The organism is Sphingopyxis sp. (assembly GCF_016793825.1).
Taxonomy (GTDB): domain Bacteria; phylum Pseudomonadota; class Alphaproteobacteria; order Sphingomonadales; family Sphingomonadaceae; genus Sphingopyxis.
In genome coordinates this window covers 114,803-129,667 of record NZ_JAEULM010000044.1, presented here as the reverse complement: position 1 = coordinate 129,667, position 14,865 = coordinate 114,803, and the positions used below count along the sequence as shown (strand labels likewise).

The 14,865-nt window shown below is 63.8% G+C and carries 16 protein-coding genes; 4 read left to right on the top strand and 12 right to left on the bottom strand.

Annotated elements, in window-relative coordinates; translation table 11 throughout:
- Positions 1–50: 50 nt before the first annotated feature.
- Complete coding sequence (locus JNM03_RS13565) at positions 51–917, bottom strand: Rossmann-like and DUF2520 domain-containing protein (protein WP_294037352.1); 867 nt, start codon at positions 915–917, stop codon at positions 51–53.
- Positions 918–1,034: 117 nt separating this feature from the next.
- Between JNM03_RS13565 and JNM03_RS13560 the strand changes: the two genes are divergently transcribed.
- A complete protein-coding gene (locus tag JNM03_RS13560) occupies positions 1,035–2,294 on the top strand; it encodes an MFS transporter (RefSeq protein ID WP_294037962.1) in 1,260 nt (419 codons plus the stop codon).
- 3 nt (positions 2,295–2,297) lie between these two features.
- Here JNM03_RS13560 and rsmD read toward each other — a convergent pair whose 3' ends face one another.
- The gene (gene rsmD, locus JNM03_RS13555; RefSeq protein WP_294037351.1) at positions 2,298–2,840 is read right to left on the bottom strand and encodes a 16S rRNA (guanine(966)-N(2))-methyltransferase RsmD; all 543 of its coding nucleotides are present in this window, start codon (positions 2,838–2,840) and stop codon (positions 2,298–2,300) included.
- Complete coding sequence (locus JNM03_RS13550) at positions 2,840–3,688, bottom strand: pseudouridine synthase (protein ID WP_294037349.1); 849 nt, start codon at positions 3,686–3,688, stop codon at positions 2,840–2,842. Before JNM03_RS13550 ends, rsmD begins: the two co-directional genes overlap by 1 nt.
- A gap of 131 nt (positions 3,689–3,819) precedes the next feature.
- On the opposite strand from JNM03_RS13550, the gene JNM03_RS13545 reads away from it, so the two are divergent.
- Both JNM03_RS13545 and JNM03_RS13540 read left to right on the top strand, forming a co-directional pair.
- Positions 3,820–4,281: a response regulator gene (locus JNM03_RS13545; protein WP_294037347.1), complete on the top strand. Its 462-nt coding sequence runs from the start codon at positions 3,820–3,822 to the stop codon at positions 4,279–4,281.
- A gap of 125 nt (positions 4,282–4,406) precedes the next feature.
- Positions 4,407–6,116, top strand: coding sequence for an MFS transporter (locus tag JNM03_RS13540; RefSeq protein ID WP_294037346.1), 1,710 nt, complete (start codon positions 4,407–4,409; stop codon positions 6,114–6,116).
- Here the strand turns inward: JNM03_RS13540 and JNM03_RS13535 are convergent.
- From JNM03_RS13535 to purB, 8 genes are all read right to left on the bottom strand, one after another.
- Entirely contained in the window at positions 6,088–7,401 is a 1,314-nt protein-coding gene (locus JNM03_RS13535) for a bifunctional folylpolyglutamate synthase/dihydrofolate synthase (RefSeq protein WP_294037345.1), read from the bottom strand. The two genes, JNM03_RS13540 and JNM03_RS13535, sit on opposite strands and share 29 nt — an antisense overlap.
- A 19-nt stretch (positions 7,402–7,420) precedes the next feature.
- Entirely contained in the window at positions 7,421–8,272 is an 852-nt protein-coding gene (accD, locus tag JNM03_RS13530; RefSeq protein ID WP_294037344.1) for an acetyl-CoA carboxylase, carboxyltransferase subunit beta, read from the bottom strand.
- The gene (trpA, locus tag JNM03_RS13525) at positions 8,269–9,060 is read right to left on the bottom strand and encodes a tryptophan synthase subunit alpha (RefSeq protein WP_294037342.1); all 792 of its coding nucleotides are present in this window, start codon (positions 9,058–9,060) and stop codon (positions 8,269–8,271) included. Before trpA ends, accD begins: the two co-directional genes overlap by 4 nt.
- Positions 9,057–10,268 carry a tryptophan synthase subunit beta gene (trpB, locus tag JNM03_RS13520; protein WP_294037340.1) on the bottom strand — a complete coding sequence of 404 codons (1,212 nt, stop codon included), beginning with the start codon at positions 10,266–10,268 and terminating at the stop codon, positions 9,057–9,059. Before trpB ends, trpA begins: the two co-directional genes overlap by 4 nt.
- The gene (locus JNM03_RS13515; RefSeq protein WP_294037338.1) at positions 10,265–10,894 is read right to left on the bottom strand and encodes a phosphoribosylanthranilate isomerase; all 630 of its coding nucleotides are present in this window, start codon (positions 10,892–10,894) and stop codon (positions 10,265–10,267) included. The genes trpB and JNM03_RS13515 overlap by 4 nt, the downstream gene beginning before the upstream one ends.
- A 133-nt stretch (positions 10,895–11,027) precedes the next feature.
- Complete coding sequence (pyrF, locus tag JNM03_RS13510) at positions 11,028–11,702, bottom strand: orotidine-5'-phosphate decarboxylase (RefSeq protein ID WP_294037336.1); 675 nt, start codon at positions 11,700–11,702, stop codon at positions 11,028–11,030.
- Positions 11,699–12,043 (bottom strand): LapA family protein, encoded by a 345-nt coding sequence (locus tag JNM03_RS13505; protein ID WP_294037334.1) that lies wholly within the window; start codon positions 12,041–12,043, stop codon positions 11,699–11,701. Before JNM03_RS13505 ends, pyrF begins: the two co-directional genes overlap by 4 nt.
- 140 nt (positions 12,044–12,183) lie before the next feature.
- Positions 12,184–13,494, bottom strand: coding sequence for an adenylosuccinate lyase (gene purB / locus JNM03_RS13500; RefSeq protein WP_294037332.1), 1,311 nt, complete (start codon positions 13,492–13,494; stop codon positions 12,184–12,186).
- A 199-nt stretch (positions 13,495–13,693) separates the two neighbouring features.
- On the opposite strand from purB, the gene JNM03_RS13495 reads away from it, so the two are divergent.
- Positions 13,694–14,170: a calcium-binding protein gene (locus JNM03_RS13495; RefSeq protein ID WP_294037330.1), complete on the top strand. Its 477-nt coding sequence runs from the start codon at positions 13,694–13,696 to the stop codon at positions 14,168–14,170.
- Between the two features lie 96 nt (positions 14,171–14,266).
- Here JNM03_RS13495 and rnk read toward each other — a convergent pair whose 3' ends face one another.
- On the bottom strand, positions 14,267–14,686 hold the full coding sequence (rnk, locus tag JNM03_RS13490) for a nucleoside diphosphate kinase regulator (protein ID WP_294037328.1): 420 nt from the start codon (positions 14,684–14,686) through the stop codon (positions 14,267–14,269).
- Positions 14,687–14,865 lie beyond the last annotated feature (179 nt).

Genomic DNA, 14,865 nt, shown 5'->3' with positions numbered 1-14,865 from the left:
GCGAACGATTAGGGAACAGAGGCTCCGCTGTCCAGTACGGGACGACCCGTTCAGCCCAGCTTGCGCCGGATTGCTGACGCCGCGTCGGGCGAGCCGGATCGCTGCAATTCGTCGAGCGTGGCCAGTGCCATCGCTCGATACGCCGGCAACAGGTCGGGGCAATAGGAACCGAGCGCCATCAGATGACCTTCGACGGTCTGATGGTCGCCGCGAAGCAGCGGACCCGACAGGGCCGCGAAACCGCGCTCCAACGAGTTTTCGAGCGCTGCGCGAACAAGGGGGGCGAGCAATTCTTCGGGATGGTCAACGCCCGCCTCGGCCAGCGCATGCGACGCTCCGGTCATCAGCGTAACGAGATGATTGGAAGCGTGGCAGAGCGCAGCGTGATAAAGTGGACGCCGTGCCTCGTCGACATCGACCGGGACGCCGCCCAGCAGTCCGACGATATGGTGCGCCAACTCGCTGGCACGCCGGGAGTCTCCCGTGATCGCGAACCGCGCGGTCGTCATGCGGCCAACTTCGCTTTCTGCATCGCCGGTGAAGGTCATCGCCGGGTGGATCGCCGCTGTCATGGCACCGGCGCGGCGCAGGGGGGCAAGGATCGCCGCGCCGCTGCTTCCGCTGACGTGAAAGACAAACGGGGTTCGATGTTCGGGGATCATCGTCGCGAGGTCGGCGGCGACGGCCGCCAAAGCCTCGTCGGAGACGGTGATCGCGATGACGTCACAGTCCCGCGCCAGATCGTCGATGCAAACGCCGAGCGCGCCGGTTTGCGCGGCCGCGACCGACAGTTTCTCGGGCATCCGCCCGCTGAGGCACAGGGGCATCGGCGAATGAGGCACCAATGCGAGCGCAAGCGCTCGCGCCACGCGCCCCGAGCCGACGATGCCGATCCGCTGGAATGCAGGAGTGTCCATGGGGTCTGCATCTAGCGCCGTGATGGCGGGACCGCCAATTCTTCTGTCTTGCGCGAAGCGGACCAAGGCGTCCAAAGCGGGAGCGCAACAGCAAGGGGAAGGAAATTGCCCGTGGATCTGGCGCCATATTACACACACCGGCGCGTCCTGGCTGCCAGCCTCGTCGGCACCGCCGTCGAATTCTATGATTTCTATATCTACGGCACCGCTGCAGCGTTGGTGTTCGGACCGCTGTTCTTTCCCGGTGAATCGGGGTCGGCGCAATTGATGTACAGTTTCATGACCTTCGGTCTTGCCTTTTTTGCACGACCGGTCGGCGCGATCGTCTTTGGCCATTATGGCGACCGCATCGGGCGCAAATCGACGCTGGTCGCGTCGTTGATGCTGATGGGCGGATCGACGCTGCTCATCGCGTTTCTGCCGACCTACGCGATGGCGGGCTGGATCGCGCCGCTCCTGCTTTGCATCCTGCGTTTCGGGCAGGGCTTCGGTCTGGGTGGCGAGTGGGGCGGGGCGGCTCTTCTGGCGGTCGAAAATGCACCTCCCGGCTGGAAATCGCGTTTTGGCATGTTTCCGCAACTTGGCGCGCCGGTCGGTTTCATCGCAGCAAACGGTCTCTTCCTCCTGCTCGGGCTCGCGCTAGACGAGGCGCAGTTCTCGAGCTGGGGATGGCGAATCCCTTTCCTATTCTCGGCGCTGCTGGTTGGGTTGGGCTTGTGGGTGCGGCTGAAGATTGGCGAAACGCCCGATTTTTCGGAGGCGATTGAAACCGGTAAACCCGCCGGCATACCGCTTGGCGAATTATTTCGGAATCACCTCGTTGCGACATTCGCAGGTACCTTCGCGGTCGTGGCCTGCTTCGCAATATTCTATCTCGCGACATCCTTTGCGCTGGCGCACGGCACGGCAGTACTCGGCTATCCCAAGGAACAATTCCTGCTTATCCAACTCGGTGCGATCCTGTTCATGGCGGGCGGTATCATATTCGCCGGCTACACGAGTGACGCGCGAAGCGCGCAGCGGGTGTTGACGTGGGGGTGCGGCGCGACCGTGTTGGTCGGCTTCGTGTTCGGCCCTTCGCTGGCGTCGGGAAGCTGGCTCATCATTTTTCTCGGGCTCGCTGCGGCCCTGTTCGTCATGGGGCTGGTTTATGGCCCACTGGGAAGCTGGCTGACTGCGCTGTTCCCCGTACGGGTGCGCTATACCGGCGCGTCGGTTGCGTTCAACGCGGGGGGAATATTGGGCGGCGCGCTTGCGCCGATCGTGGCGCAGGCGCTTGCCGAGCGCGGCGGAACCGAACTGGTCGGCCTGTACCTCGCGTTGGCTGGAGTCGTAAGCTGGATCGGTCTGATGATGGTACGGCGACAGGCCGCCTGAAACTCAGGAAAGGCGCAGCAGGGTCAGCTTCGCCTTGCCGACGCGGCGTTCGACATCGATTTCGAAACCGGCGACGTCGACGATTTCCTTTTCGGACGTTTCGATCGAAACCCAGCTATCGGCGCCGATCCAGCCCAACCGGTTCAATTTATCGAGAGCGACGCTGCCGGCGCCGGTGCTGTAAGGCGCGTCGATCAACACGAGATCGACGCTGCGCTTCGCCGGGCCCAGCCCAAGGACCGATCCCGCCCGGACATCGGCCCGGCTGGTCGCACCAAGCGCGCCGAGATTCTTCTTCAGTGTGTCCAAGGCATCCCGATCCTGTTCGCCGAACAGGCAATGTGCCGCGCCGCGCGACAGGGCCTCGATGCCGAGCGCGCCTGAACCTGCGAACAGGTCGGCGACATGGATGCCCTCGAAACTACCGAGCCGGCTCGCGAGCATCGAAAAGAGCGTTTCACGGGTGCGGTCGGCGGTCGGCCGAGTGGCATCGTTCTTTGGTGCGAGCAGCTTTCGGCCTCGCCATTCGCCAGCGATGACCCGCATCAGCCGAGCCGCCGCCGAAACTGGAACAGTTCGTCGCGGGCGACGATTTCCACCTGCCCAAGATCGAGGTCTTCAAGTGTGAATTGCCCATAGCGAGTGCGGATCAGGCGGCTGACCTGTAGCCCGAGATGTTCGAGCACGCGGCGCACTTCGCGATTTTTGCCTTCGGTCAGCGTCATTTCGATCCACTGGTTGCGGCCTGTCCGGCGTTCGAGGTTCGCATCGATCTTGCCATAGCGGATGCCGTCGATCTCGATTCCCTCGACCAGATCTTCAAGCTGCGTCTGGCTGATATCTCCGAACGCGCGCGCACGGTAAGTCCGTTCGACCCCGCTTGCCGGCAGTTCGAGCTGGCGTTTGAACTCGCCATCGTTGGTGAGAAGCAGCAGGCCTTCGGTGTTGTAGTCGAGACGCCCAACCGGCATCAGGCGCGGCAAACCCTTGGGCAGGACGTCGTAGATCGTCTTGCGCCCTTTCGGATCGCGCGCCGCTGTCAGACAGCCTGCGGGCTTGTGAAAGCGATAGAGGCGCGTCGAAACGGGTTTGGCGACCGGATTGCCGTCGACCGTCAGGCCCTCAAGCGATGCCAGCAGCGGTGCGGGCTGCGCGACGATTTCGCCATTGAGTGCGATCCGGCCCTCCTCGATCATGCGTTCGACGTCGCGGCGCGAGCCGACGCCGGCGCGCGCAAGAAGCTTTGCGATGCGCTGCGGTCCGTCTTCGCGATCGGACTCGGCGGGTGCGGGTTTGCGGGGCGGCTGGGCGCCACGCGCCGCGCGGCGTCCCTTCGGGGCATCACGATCGGGCGCCGGACGGGGCGGGTTGCGGGGCGGACGGCGGGTCGTCATCGGAACGGATGCGGCTTTCTTGTCGTTTTTCGGGAGGGAAGTGTTGCGTAGTGATCACGCTCATAGCCGGAAACGTGTCGCTTCGTCGATGGAAAGACGATGCGATGTTGCAGGAAAGGACGGAGAGCGTCATGGCGACCATGAAGGGAGTGTTTATGCTCTTTGCGTCCCGCCCGTCTTGCATCAAGCGCCTGCTGGTCATCGAGGATGACCCGCTGATGGCGTTCGACAACGAACGGACGCTGAAACATGGCGGCTACGACATTGTCGCAACCGTCGATTCGGGCGAAGCCGCCGTGGCGGTCATGGCGGTCGAACAGGTCGATGCATTGGTCCTCGATCTTGGTCTTGCCGGTGACATGACCGGGCGAGAGGTTGCCCGACTGGCGCGTGATCGCGGGATTACCGTATTGCTGGTGACGGGTCAGTGTCCCGCGGATGCCGCCGACATCGCAGTGGCGTGCCTCGGCAAGCCGCACAGCGCGGCCGCCCTTATATCGGCACTGAAGGCGGTCGAGACGATGACCTGCAAAAACAAGGCGCCGCGCAGCGTCAGCGGGCTTACGACATTCTGGCGTCCCGAGGCCGCCTGACCGCGACGGACAAACTCGCCGTTCCGTCGCCCCGCGCAATAGCCGCTTCCAATTTTGAGCCAAGGCTTTAGGCCACTGGTGTCGATGGATCATGATCGAACGGTTCGCTGCTAAAGGGGAATAACATGGCGAAAGATGCGGCGATCCCGGCATCGAAAGGGTGGCGGGACAGCTTGCGGCCTTATCTGGAGCCGGCGCCTTTGGCGGCGCTGTTCCTCGGCATGTCTTCAGGATTTCCCTATGCGATGATCGGCGCGACGCTGACCACGCGACTGGCGCAGGACGGGATCGAGAAATCTTCGGTTACCGCTTTTGCCCTGACGTTCCTTGCCTATAATCTGAAATGGGCCTGGGCACCCGCCATCGACCGATTTCGCATCCCGGTCCTCGGTCACATCGGTCAGCGACGATCGTGGCTGATCCTGATAGGCGCGCTTGTTTTTCTTGCCGTGTCGATCCTCGGCAACCTCGATCCGAAAGCCTCGCTTCCCGCCGTGGCGCTGGCTGCCATCGCCGTCGGGCTCGCCGGTGCGACCTATGACATCGTCATCGATGCCTATCGAATAGAGCTGCTGGCGCCAGAACAATTGGGTACGGGCTCGGGGATGTCGCAATATGGCTGGCGCATAGGTTCGGCCGTTGCCGGGGCGGTGGCGTTGGTGGTCGCCGAACGCGCCGGTTGGGGCGTGGCCTATATGGCCTGCGCCATACTCGTCCTGCCAGCGATCATCACCGGTCTTGTGATGGGCGAGCCTGAACGCAAGATCGAGCGCCATTGGCCCGCGTATTTGTCGCGCGCTTTCTATGCAATTTTCATCGTCAGTTTTCCGATCGCGTTCCTGATTGCGAACCGGATCGACCGGTGGCTGGACGTCGACATCCTGACTTTGATGGTTTTGGTCGGATATCTGTTTCCCTTGTTTGACCTGAGCGCTCGCCGCGCGCGCGATATTGGCTGGAGTAGTCACGTAAACTGGCTCATTGCGCTGCCCGCGCTGGCCCTCGCGGCGACTCTGGCGACCGATTGGACGACGATCGCGGGCTACGTCGGTTCCGCCCTGTTATGGGGACTTTTCATCGTCGGTGCGCTGGCAATCGGTGCGTTGGTCGCACTGCCGACGAAGTCACGCGAAGGGCAGGCGGCTGACAAAGGCGCTGTAGGGCCGCTTGGCGAGTTTTTCGCACGGGAGGGAGCGATATTGATCCTCTTTTTCCTGCTGTTGCACAAGATCGGCGACACGCTCGCGAACCTGACGTTCAGGCTGTTGTTCGACGAACTCGGCTACACCAACGACGAGATCGCCTTTTACGACGTCGGGCTGGGGTTCTGGGCGCTGCTCGCCGGCGTGTTCGTCGGCGGCATCATCTATGCACGACTTGGCATGAAGCGGTCGGTCCTGTTCAGCCTCATCCTGATGGCGGTTTCGAATTTCAGCTTTGCTGGCCTGGCCGCCGCGGGCCACAGCAACTGGGGTATGGCCGGCGCGATCGGATTCGAGAATTTCGCTAGCGGGATCGGGGGAGTCTGCGTCGTCGCGTATCTTTCGGCGCTCGCCGACCTGCGATTCACCGCGACCCATTTTGCGCTCTTCTCAGCGGCGGCGAGTATCCTGGGACGGTTTCTGAGTGGGACCAGCGCGGGCAAGTTGATCGAGCGCTTTGGTTATGTCGACTTCTATCTTCTGACGACAGCGCTCGCGGTCCCCGGCATCCTCATCTTCTGGTGGATGATACGGTCGGGTCTCGTCGATCGGTCGATAGGCACGGCGGGCGAAACGGAAATCGAGGAAACGCCCGGCGCGGTCGTCAATTCGGAAGCTGCTGGTTCGCGCTGAGAACTTCACCGGCGAGATACAGCGAACCGGCGATCAGGACGATGTCACGGGTCGGATCGATATCGAGCCGCCGGAGCGCCTCGGCAACCGACGGCGCGCCTTTTGCGCCGATACCGAACGCGCTGGCGCCGTGGTGCTGGTGGCCCGGCACCGGGACGACGGTCAGGCTGGCCAGACGATCGGCCAGCGGCGCGACGACGGCGGCTGGATCCTTGTTTGCGAGCATGCCGGTAACAAGATGAATGCGCCGCGGATCGTCCCGAAAACGGCGCCCAAGTGCGAGGCCCGCATCGACATTGTGCGCGCCGTCAAGCCACACTTCGGTTCCGCCCGGCACCAGGCCGACGATCGGCCCAGCGCCCAGACGTTGCAGGCGGCCCGGCCAGAACGCGCCGGCCACACCAGCCGCGATGGCAGCACCATCCGGCGTTTCGTCCGCTACCAGCGAAAGCATCGCAATCGCCAGCCCGGCGTTTCGCATCTGGTGCGATCCCGCCATACGCGGCCGAAGAATCGGGGTGATCATGCCCTGTGAGCGCCATCGAAATCCGTGGGTTTCATCATCGACGAACCAGTCCTGGCCCTCGACGAAAGCCCTTCCTCCTACCGCCTCGGCAAGCCGCGCGATGACATCGCGAATGGCGGACGGATAGGCCATCGTCGCAAGAGCGGCGCCTTGTTTGAATATGCCGGCCTTTTCCCAAGCTATACGTTCGGCCGGGCTTTCGGGAACTCCTGTCTCCGGCGCCAACAAGAAGGCTTCATGATCGATGCCTAGCGAGGCGATTCCGCACACTGCCGGCGCCGGAATGATGTTGGTGGCATCCAGCCGTCCGCCCAGTCCGACCTCGATGATGCAGTCATCGGCAGGGACGCGCGCGAACGCGAGAAATGCTGCCGCCGTCGTGACTTCAAAAAAGCTGGCTTGCAGGTCGGCGGCCTTGTCGAGCACCTCCTCGAGCAGCGCGGCGAGAAGGGCATCTTCGATCAGCTTTCCCGCGATGCGGATACGCTCGTTGAAACGGACGAGATGCGGGCTGGTGTAGCTGTGCACCTTGCGCCCGCTCGCTTCGAGGATCGCGCGCAAATAGGCGCAGGTCGATCCCTTTCCGTTCGTGCCCGCGACGTGGAAGGTGCGCGGCAGCCGATCCTGTGGATTGCCGAGGCGTGTGCAGAGTTCGGCGATGCGCTCGAGCCCCAGAACATCGCGTCCCGGCGACAGCGCAGCGAGGCGATCGAGCTGCGCCTGCACCGCAGGGCTTTCGGAACGGGCGTGGTCGGCCATGGCGGCGTTTTGGCTCGGCTCAGGCTGCCTTTTCCGGCGCGAGATAGCCGATCAGGCGACCGAGCGTTTCGGGCAGATCCTTGCGGTGCACGACCATGTCGATCATCCCGTGATCGAGCAGATATTCGGCGCGCTGGAACCCCTCGGGAAGCTTCTCACGAATCGTGTTCTCGATCACGCGCTGTCCGGCAAAGCCGATCAACGCATTGGGCTCGCTGATCTGAACGTCGCCGAGCATCGCATAGCTGGCGGTGACGCCGCCTGTCGTCGGATCTGTGAGCAGCACCACATAAGGAAGACCCGCGCGGCGCAGGCGCTGTAGCGCAACGGTTGCCCGCGGCATCTGCATCAGCGACAGCGTGCCTTCCTGCATCCGCGCACCACCTGCGGCGGTGATCGCGATATAGGGCACGCCGCGCTTGATCGCCTGTTCGACCCCGGTGACGAAAGCCTCGCCCACCGCGACGCCCATCGACCCGCCCATGAAGGCGAAGTCCTGGACGCCGATTACCGCGCCCTGGCCGGAAATGCGGCCGAACGCATTCTGATAGGCATCACGGTCGCCGGTCTGCGCGCGCGCAGCCTTGATGCGGTCGACATATTTCTTGGTGTCGCGGAACTTCAGTGGGTCCTCAGGTGCCGGCGGCGAGGCGATGAGTTCGTGGATGCCGCCGTCGAAAAGCTGCGCGAAGCGTTCCTTGGCGCCGATGCGGTCATGATGGTCGCAGCGCGGACAGACGTTGAGATTATCCTCCCACTCCTTGACGAACACCATCTGCTGGCACTGGCGGCATTTGTGCCAGAGATTGTCGGCGGTATCGCGCTTGGCGGTGAAGGGCAGGGCGTTGCGAACGCGGTCGAGCCAGCTCATGCGGCGATCTCCTTTGCGCCGTGGATAGCATCGGCGAGGGTGCGGGTGAAGGCTTCGACGTGGGGCGCGGCAGCGTCGCCATGCTCGGCGATGATATCGATGAAGGCCGATCCGACGACGACGCCGTCGGCGACCTTGGCGATCTGGGCCGCCTGTTCGGGGGTGCGGACGCCGAAGCCGACCGCGACCGGCAGGTCGGTGGCGGCCTTGAGCCGCGCCACGGCGTCCTCGATGCTCGCCTGCGCGGCCTGCTGCAGCCCCGTGATGCCAGCGACCGAGACATAATAGAGGAAACCGCCCGCGCCGTTCAGCACGTCGGGCAGGCGCGCCGCATCGGTGGTCGGGGTGGCCAGGCGGATCAAGTCGACCCCCGCGGCGCGGAGCGCAGGGCCGATTTCGGCGTCCTCCTCCGACGGAATATCGACGCAGATGACGCCGTCGACGCCCGCCTTCGCGCATTCGGCGGCGAACCAGTCCGCGCCGCGGATCGTCATCGGATTGGCATAGCCCATCAGGACGAGCGGCGTGTCGGGATGGCGTTTGCGAAAGGCGGCGGCCATGGCAAAGGTGTCGGCAGTCGTCGTGCCCTTGGCGAGGCTGCGCAAATTGGCGGCCTGGATCGCGGGCCCATCGGCCATAGGATCGGTGAAGGGCATTCCAAGCTCGATCACATCGGCCCCGCCCGCGACGAGTGCATCGAGGTTCGCGGCGGTGTCGCCATCGCCCGCGGTGATGAAGGTGACGAGCGCAGGACGCGGCTTGGCGAATGTGGCGGCGAAGCGTGTCACAATTCCACCCCCAGCGCGTCAGCGACCGTGAAGATATCCTTGTCGCCCCGGCCCGAGCAATTCACGATCATCACTTTGTCCTTGCCCAGCGTCGGCGCGATGCGCTCCGCGGCGGCGATGGCGTGAGCGCTTTCAAGCGCCGGAATGATCCCTTCCAGTTTCGTCAGCTTCTGAAAGCTCGCCAGCGCTTCGGCATCGGTCACCGGCTCATAGCGGACACGGCCGATCTCGTGCAGCCAGCTATGCTCGGGCCCGATACCCGGATAGTCGAGCCCCGCCGAGATGCTGTGCGCTTCGGTGATCTGGCCGTCCTCGTCCTGCAGCAGGTAGGTCTTGTTGCCGTGGAGGATGCCGGGGCGCCCGCCCGCAAGGCTGGCCGCGTGCTTGCCGTCGAGGCCTTCGCCTGCGGCTTCGACGCCGACGATCTCGACGCTTTCGTCATCGAGGAAGGGGTGAAACAGGCCGATCGCGTTCGACCCGCCGCCAACCGGGGCGATCAGCATGTCGGGCAAGCGGCCTTCGGCTTCCAGGATCTGGGCCTTGGCTTCGTCGCCGATCACCGACTGAAAATCGCGGACGAGTTCGGGGTAGGGGTGCGGGCCCGCGACGGTGCCGATGATGTAGAAGGTGTCGTGGACGTTCGCGACCCAGTGGCGCAGCGCCTCGTTCATCGCATCCTTCAGCGTCTTCGCGCCGCTCTCGACCGCGACGACTTCGGCGCCGAGCAGCTTCATGCGGAACACGTTCGGTTGCTGTCGCGCGACATCGACCGCACCCATGAAGATGGTGCAGGGCAGGCCGAAGAGCGCCGCGACGGTAGCGGTCGCAACGCCATGCTGGCCGGCGCCGGTTTCGGCGATGATCTTCGTCTTGCCCATCCGCTTGGCGAGCAGGATCTGGCCGATGCAATTGTTGATCTTGTGCGCGCCGGTGTGGTTCAAATCCTCGCGCTTGAGATAGATCTTTGCGCCACCCAGGTGATCGGTCAGCCGTTCGGCGAACCACAACGGGCTCGGACGACCAACATAATGTTTCAGCAGATAGTCGAACTCGGCCTTGAATGCCGGGTCGGCCTGCGCGGCGCGATAATGGCGCTCAAGGTCGAGGATCAGCGGCATCAGCGTTTCGGCGACATAGCGCCCGCCAAACTGGCCGAAATGCCCGCGTTCGTCGGGGCCGGTGCGAAAGCTGTTGGGTAAATCGGTCATCGGCCCGCCGCTTTAAGGAAAGCGGCGATCTTGTCCACATCCTTGACGCCCGGCGCGCTTTCAACGCCTGACGAAACATCGACAAGCGGCGCCCCCGTCGCCGCGATGGCTTCGGCAACATTCGTCGGCGTCAGTCCGCCGGCCATGCCCCAGTCGATGGAATGGCGATGGTTCTTCAATAACGACCAGTCGAACCGCGCCCCGGTCCCGCCAGGCATCGCCGCCGCCGGCGCGTCGAACAGGATTCGATCGGCCGCCCCGCGATAGCGCCCGGCGCGGTCCAGCGTGCCAGCATCGGCCAGACCGATTGCTTTCCATATCTGGGCAGGGACCAGCCGCTTGACAGCGGCCAGCCATTCGGGGGTCTCGTTGCCGTGGAACTGGACGATGTCGGGGCGTACGGCCGCCAGCGCTTCGCCCGTGAGCTTCTGCGGCGCGTTGACGAGCAGCAGAGCAACCTTGATCCTGCCTTGCGCGCGCGCGCGCAGTTCGGCCGCGGTCTTGAGGTCGATGTGGCGCGGGCTCGGTTCGTAATGAACAAGGCCGATATGCGTCGCGCCGAACCGGATGGCGGCATCAACATCCTCGGGCGTCTTGAGTCCGCAGATTTTGACAAGGGGTGGCATGAATTCAACTCTTCTGGCCGTCATCGCGAGTGAAGTGAGCCAATCTCCGGCTCTCGACTGATGCGATCCCGGCAACCGGGGGGAGCGTCGTCGCTTTGCGCTGTTCGCAATGACGGTGGTGAACGGAATGGTCTTAAAGCGTGGCTTCGATCTCGCGCGCCGCCAGATCCGGGTCGGCTGACTGGCTGATCGGCCGTCCGACGACCAGGATCGATGCACCGTCCGTCATGGCCTGCGCGGGAGTCACGATGCGTTTCTGGTCTCCAGCCTTGCCGTCGGCAGGACGCACGCCGGGAACGACATAGAAGCCGCCCGGCCACGCCGTGCGAGCCGCTTTCACCTCCTGCCCGGAGCAGACGATGCCATCGAGCCCGGATTCGCGTGCCAGCGTGGCGAGCCGGACGACCTGATCGTGCGGCGTGTAACCCACGCCGACATCTTCAAGGTCGGGTGCGTCGAGGCTGGTAAGGACGGTAACGCCGACAACCTTGGTATTCAGTCCGGCTGCTGCCTTGGCTTCCTCCATCATCGCACGGCCGCCCCCCGCGTGGACGGTCAGGACGGCGGGTTCGAGCGGACGCAGCGCCTGAATAGCCTTGGCGACCGTATTCGGAATGTCGTGCAGCTTCAGATCGAGAAAGATCGGCAAGCCGAGCTTGGCCATTTCATGAACGCCATGGTGGCCATTCGCACAAAAGAATTCGAGGCCCAGCTTGAGGCCGCCGACATGATGGCGCACCTTTTGCGCAAGTGTCAGTGCGGCATCAAGATGCGTCGTGTCGATCGCAAGATAGATGGGAGAGGTCATGACTTGTCCGTCGAGAAGAGGTCGTCGGGAGTGGGCGGAACATCGCGAACCGGCGTCGGTACGATTACCGGTTCGACGGGGCGGTTCGCGAGCGCCCGCATATCGGCAAGCTGCCGCTCACTGCTGTCGAGCCGCCGCTTGAGCGACCAGCGCGACGTGCGCAGCGCAATCCACATCGGCAGCATACCAAGAAGAAACGAAACGATGACGAGGACCGGCAACTTGGCTTCGGCTTCCTGGCCAGGCCATATCTTGATTACGACGACTTCCCAGTTGGCGGCCGAAAAAATCGCCAGCGCCACCGCCAGCACAACCCAGATGATCGTCCGCAGGATTCCCACTTCGCCTTGCTCCTCTGTTGGTCGCTACTCGCGACCCTATGACAGATTGCTGCGGGTTTCCAGCCCTCTGCCTTGCATCTTTCCAGAGTCAGGCCCCCAGCTTGCCGCGCCGGCGATGGAAAGGATGCGCAGTGCCGGGTTCAGCCGAACACCCGGTCGAAGATCGTATCCACGTGCGTCATATGATAGCCAAGGTCGAAGAGCGCCGTCAGGTCGTCCGGCGACAGTTTGGCGGTGACGTCGGGGTCGGCCTTGAGCAGGTCGAGCAACGAGAGCTGGCCGTCCGATTCCCACACTTTCATCGCATTGCGCTGGACGAGCGAATAGCTGTCCTCACGGCTCGCGCCGGCCTGCGTCAGCGCGAGCAGAACACGCTGCGAATGGACAAGGCCGCCCATGCGATCGAGGTTTTTCTGCATCCGTTCAGGGTAGACGAGCAGCTTGTCGACGACGCCGGTCAGGCGCGCGAGCGCGAAGTCGAGCGTGATCGTCGCATCGGGCCCGATGAACCGCTCGACCGACGAGTGGCTAATATCGCGTTCATGCCACAGCGCCACATTCTCCAGCGCTGGCGTCACGGCGCTTCTGACCATGCGGGCGAGGCCGGTCAGATTTTCGGTCAGCACCGGGTTGCGCTTGTGCGGCATCGCCGACGAGCCTTTTTGCCCCGGTGAGAAATATTCTTCGGCCTCCAGCACTTCGGTGCGCTGCAGATGACGGATTTCGATCGCCAGTCGCTCGATCGATCCCGCGATGACGCCGAGCGTCGCAAAAAACATGGCATGGCGGTCGCGCGGGATGACCTGCGTCGAGACCGGTTCGATGGACAGGCCGAGCTTGGTCGCGACATGGGCCTCGACGCGCGGGTCGATGTTCGCGAACGTGCCGACCGCGCCGGAAATGGCGCAGGTCGCGATCTCGGCGCGCGCGGCCACAAGGCGCGCCTTGCAGCGATCGAACTCCGCATAAGCCTGCGCAAGCTTCAGCCCGAAGGTTACGGGCTCGGCGTGAATGCCATGGCTTCGGCCGATCGTCGGGGTCAGCTTATGTTCAAACGCGCGGCGCTTGATCGCGGCGAGAAGCGCGTCAAGGTCGGCGAGAAGGATATCGGCGGCCTGGGCAAGCTGCACCGCAAGGCAGGTGTCCAGAACGTCGCTCGACGTCATGCCCTGATGCATGAAACGCGCTTCGTCGCCGACATTCTCCGCCACCCACGTCAGGAAAGCGATGACGTCGTGCTTGGTTACCGCTTCGATGGCGTCGATCGCCTCGACATCGATCCGGGGGTTGGTTGCCCACCAGTCCCACAGCGCCTTGGCCGCCGATTTGGGCACGGTTCCGAGTTCGGCGAGCGCGTCGGTGGCATGGGCTTCGATCTCGAACCAGATCCGGAATCGATTCTCGGGCGACCAGATCGCGGTCATGTCCGGGCGGGCGTAGCGCGGAACCATTGATATTCCTTCCATTTATGTCGCTTCACCGCATGATCACGGCGGAATCGCGACAGGGCGCCCCCTAGCAGGGGTAAGCCGCCGCGCCAATTGTCACCGCACTGCAACTTCCATCGACGCCGCGTGGTTGGTCCCATGCCCCTTCAAGACAGATGGTCGATCGCAAACGCTGGTCGGCCGTCGCTACAGGAGAAAAATCATGTTGAAACAAGTTCTTTTGATTGGTGCCGCTGCGATCAGTTTCCCGGCCCTGGCGCAGAACACGCCGCCTGCGGATACTACGGCGCCGCCGCCGACTGAGCAGGCCGATCCCGCCGCAAGCCAGCCGCAACCGGCCCCCGCAGCCGAAACATCCGCGCCTGCAGAAAGCGCTGCACCGAGCGGCGACACGGCGCAGCCTGCCCCTGCATCGGCCGGAGCGGCTACTCCCGCGCAGATCGCCCAGATCGTCGATCACGAGTTCAGCACCTACGACGCCGACAAGAGCAATGACCTCAATCAGTCGGAATTCGCCTCGTGGATGAAGAAGCTGCGCACGGCGACCGACCCGACCGTCGATCCCGAATCGGAGCAGATCAAGACCTGGGTTGGCCAGGCTTGGGCCGCAGCCGATGCCGACAAGTCGGGCAGCGTCAACAAGGACGAATTGACCGGTTTCCTGTCGCGCGGCGCCTGATCCGTCAGACGTCCCGGATGGAGCGGTGCAGCCGTCGGAGCAATCCGGCGGCTGTATCCATCTGTGTGCCGGGCAATCGACGCTTGGGTCCTGACCCTAGGGTGTCGGTGCGGGGGTCGCGACATCGACGATCGACAGGGTCCGGATATCGCCATCGCGGTCGGGCCAGCGGATCGACTGGCCTTTGCGAAGCCCGATCAGCCCCGCGCCGACAGGCGTAAGGATCGATATGCGTCCGGCCGAAATATCCGCATCGCCCGGATAGACGAGCTGGACGGTGCGAACGGCTCCCGTGGTTTCATCGCTGAAAGTCACAATCGATCCCATCACGACAATATCGTCCGGGATCGTGCGGGCGGTATGAATGCTCGCGCGATTGATCTCGCGGAGCAACAGGCCGCAGACCTGCGGCAAAGCTTCCTCACGGGCGAGAGCCAGTTCGGTCAGGCGATCGGCTTCGGCGTCGATCATATGGATGGGCGGCCGCCCGGGGTTGGAACTGGAAGGGGAGGTCATGAACAGGGGCTTTCGACAGGACGAAAGGCGGCTGGCCTTGCGTCCACGGGATTTCAGGATTTCCTATACTTTGCCCCGGGTTCGGGAACGCGCTACGCCTGAACCCGGGGCTGGATGCCCGCGAGAAGCTGTCCTCCGTGAAAACGGAAGCGTAACAGATGAGTGCGAGTCCGCATTAC

Bases quoted from the DNA above. Each gene is read 5' to 3' on its own strand.
- JNM03_RS13565 (WP_294037352.1), bottom strand. From the start codon at position 917: ATGGACACTCCTGCATTCCAGCGGATCGGCATCGTCGGCTCGGGGCGC.
- JNM03_RS13540 (WP_294037346.1), top strand. From the start codon at position 4,407: ATGGCGAAAGATGCGGCGATCCCGGCATCGAAAGGGTGGCGGGACAGC.
- pyrF (WP_294037336.1), bottom strand. From the start codon at position 11,702: ATGACCTCTCCCATCTATCTTGCGATCGACACGACGCATCTTGATGCC.
- purB (WP_294037332.1), bottom strand. From the start codon at position 13,494: ATGGTTCCGCGCTACGCCCGCCCGGACATGACCGCGATCTGGTCGCCC.
- JNM03_RS13550 (WP_294037349.1), bottom strand. From the start codon at position 3,688: ATGACGACCCGCCGTCCGCCCCGCAACCCGCCCCGTCCGGCGCCCGAT.
- JNM03_RS13545 (WP_294037347.1), top strand. From the start codon at position 3,820: ATGGCGACCATGAAGGGAGTGTTTATGCTCTTTGCGTCCCGCCCGTCT.
- JNM03_RS13515 (WP_294037338.1), bottom strand. From the start codon at position 10,894: ATGCCACCCCTTGTCAAAATCTGCGGACTCAAGACGCCCGAGGATGTT.
- JNM03_RS13535 (WP_294037345.1), bottom strand. From the start codon at position 7,401: ATGGCCGACCACGCCCGTTCCGAAAGCCCTGCGGTGCAGGCGCAGCTC.
- JNM03_RS13495 (WP_294037330.1), top strand. From the start codon at position 13,694: ATGTTGAAACAAGTTCTTTTGATTGGTGCCGCTGCGATCAGTTTCCCG.
- accD (WP_294037344.1), bottom strand. From the start codon at position 8,272: ATGAGCTGGCTCGACCGCGTTCGCAACGCCCTGCCCTTCACCGCCAAG.
- rnk (WP_294037328.1), bottom strand. From the start codon at position 14,686: ATGACCTCCCCTTCCAGTTCCAACCCCGGGCGGCCGCCCATCCATATG.
- trpB (WP_294037340.1), bottom strand. From the start codon at position 10,268: ATGACCGATTTACCCAACAGCTTTCGCACCGGCCCCGACGAACGCGGG.
- rsmD (WP_294037351.1), bottom strand. From the start codon at position 2,840: ATGCGGGTCATCGCTGGCGAATGGCGAGGCCGAAAGCTGCTCGCACCA.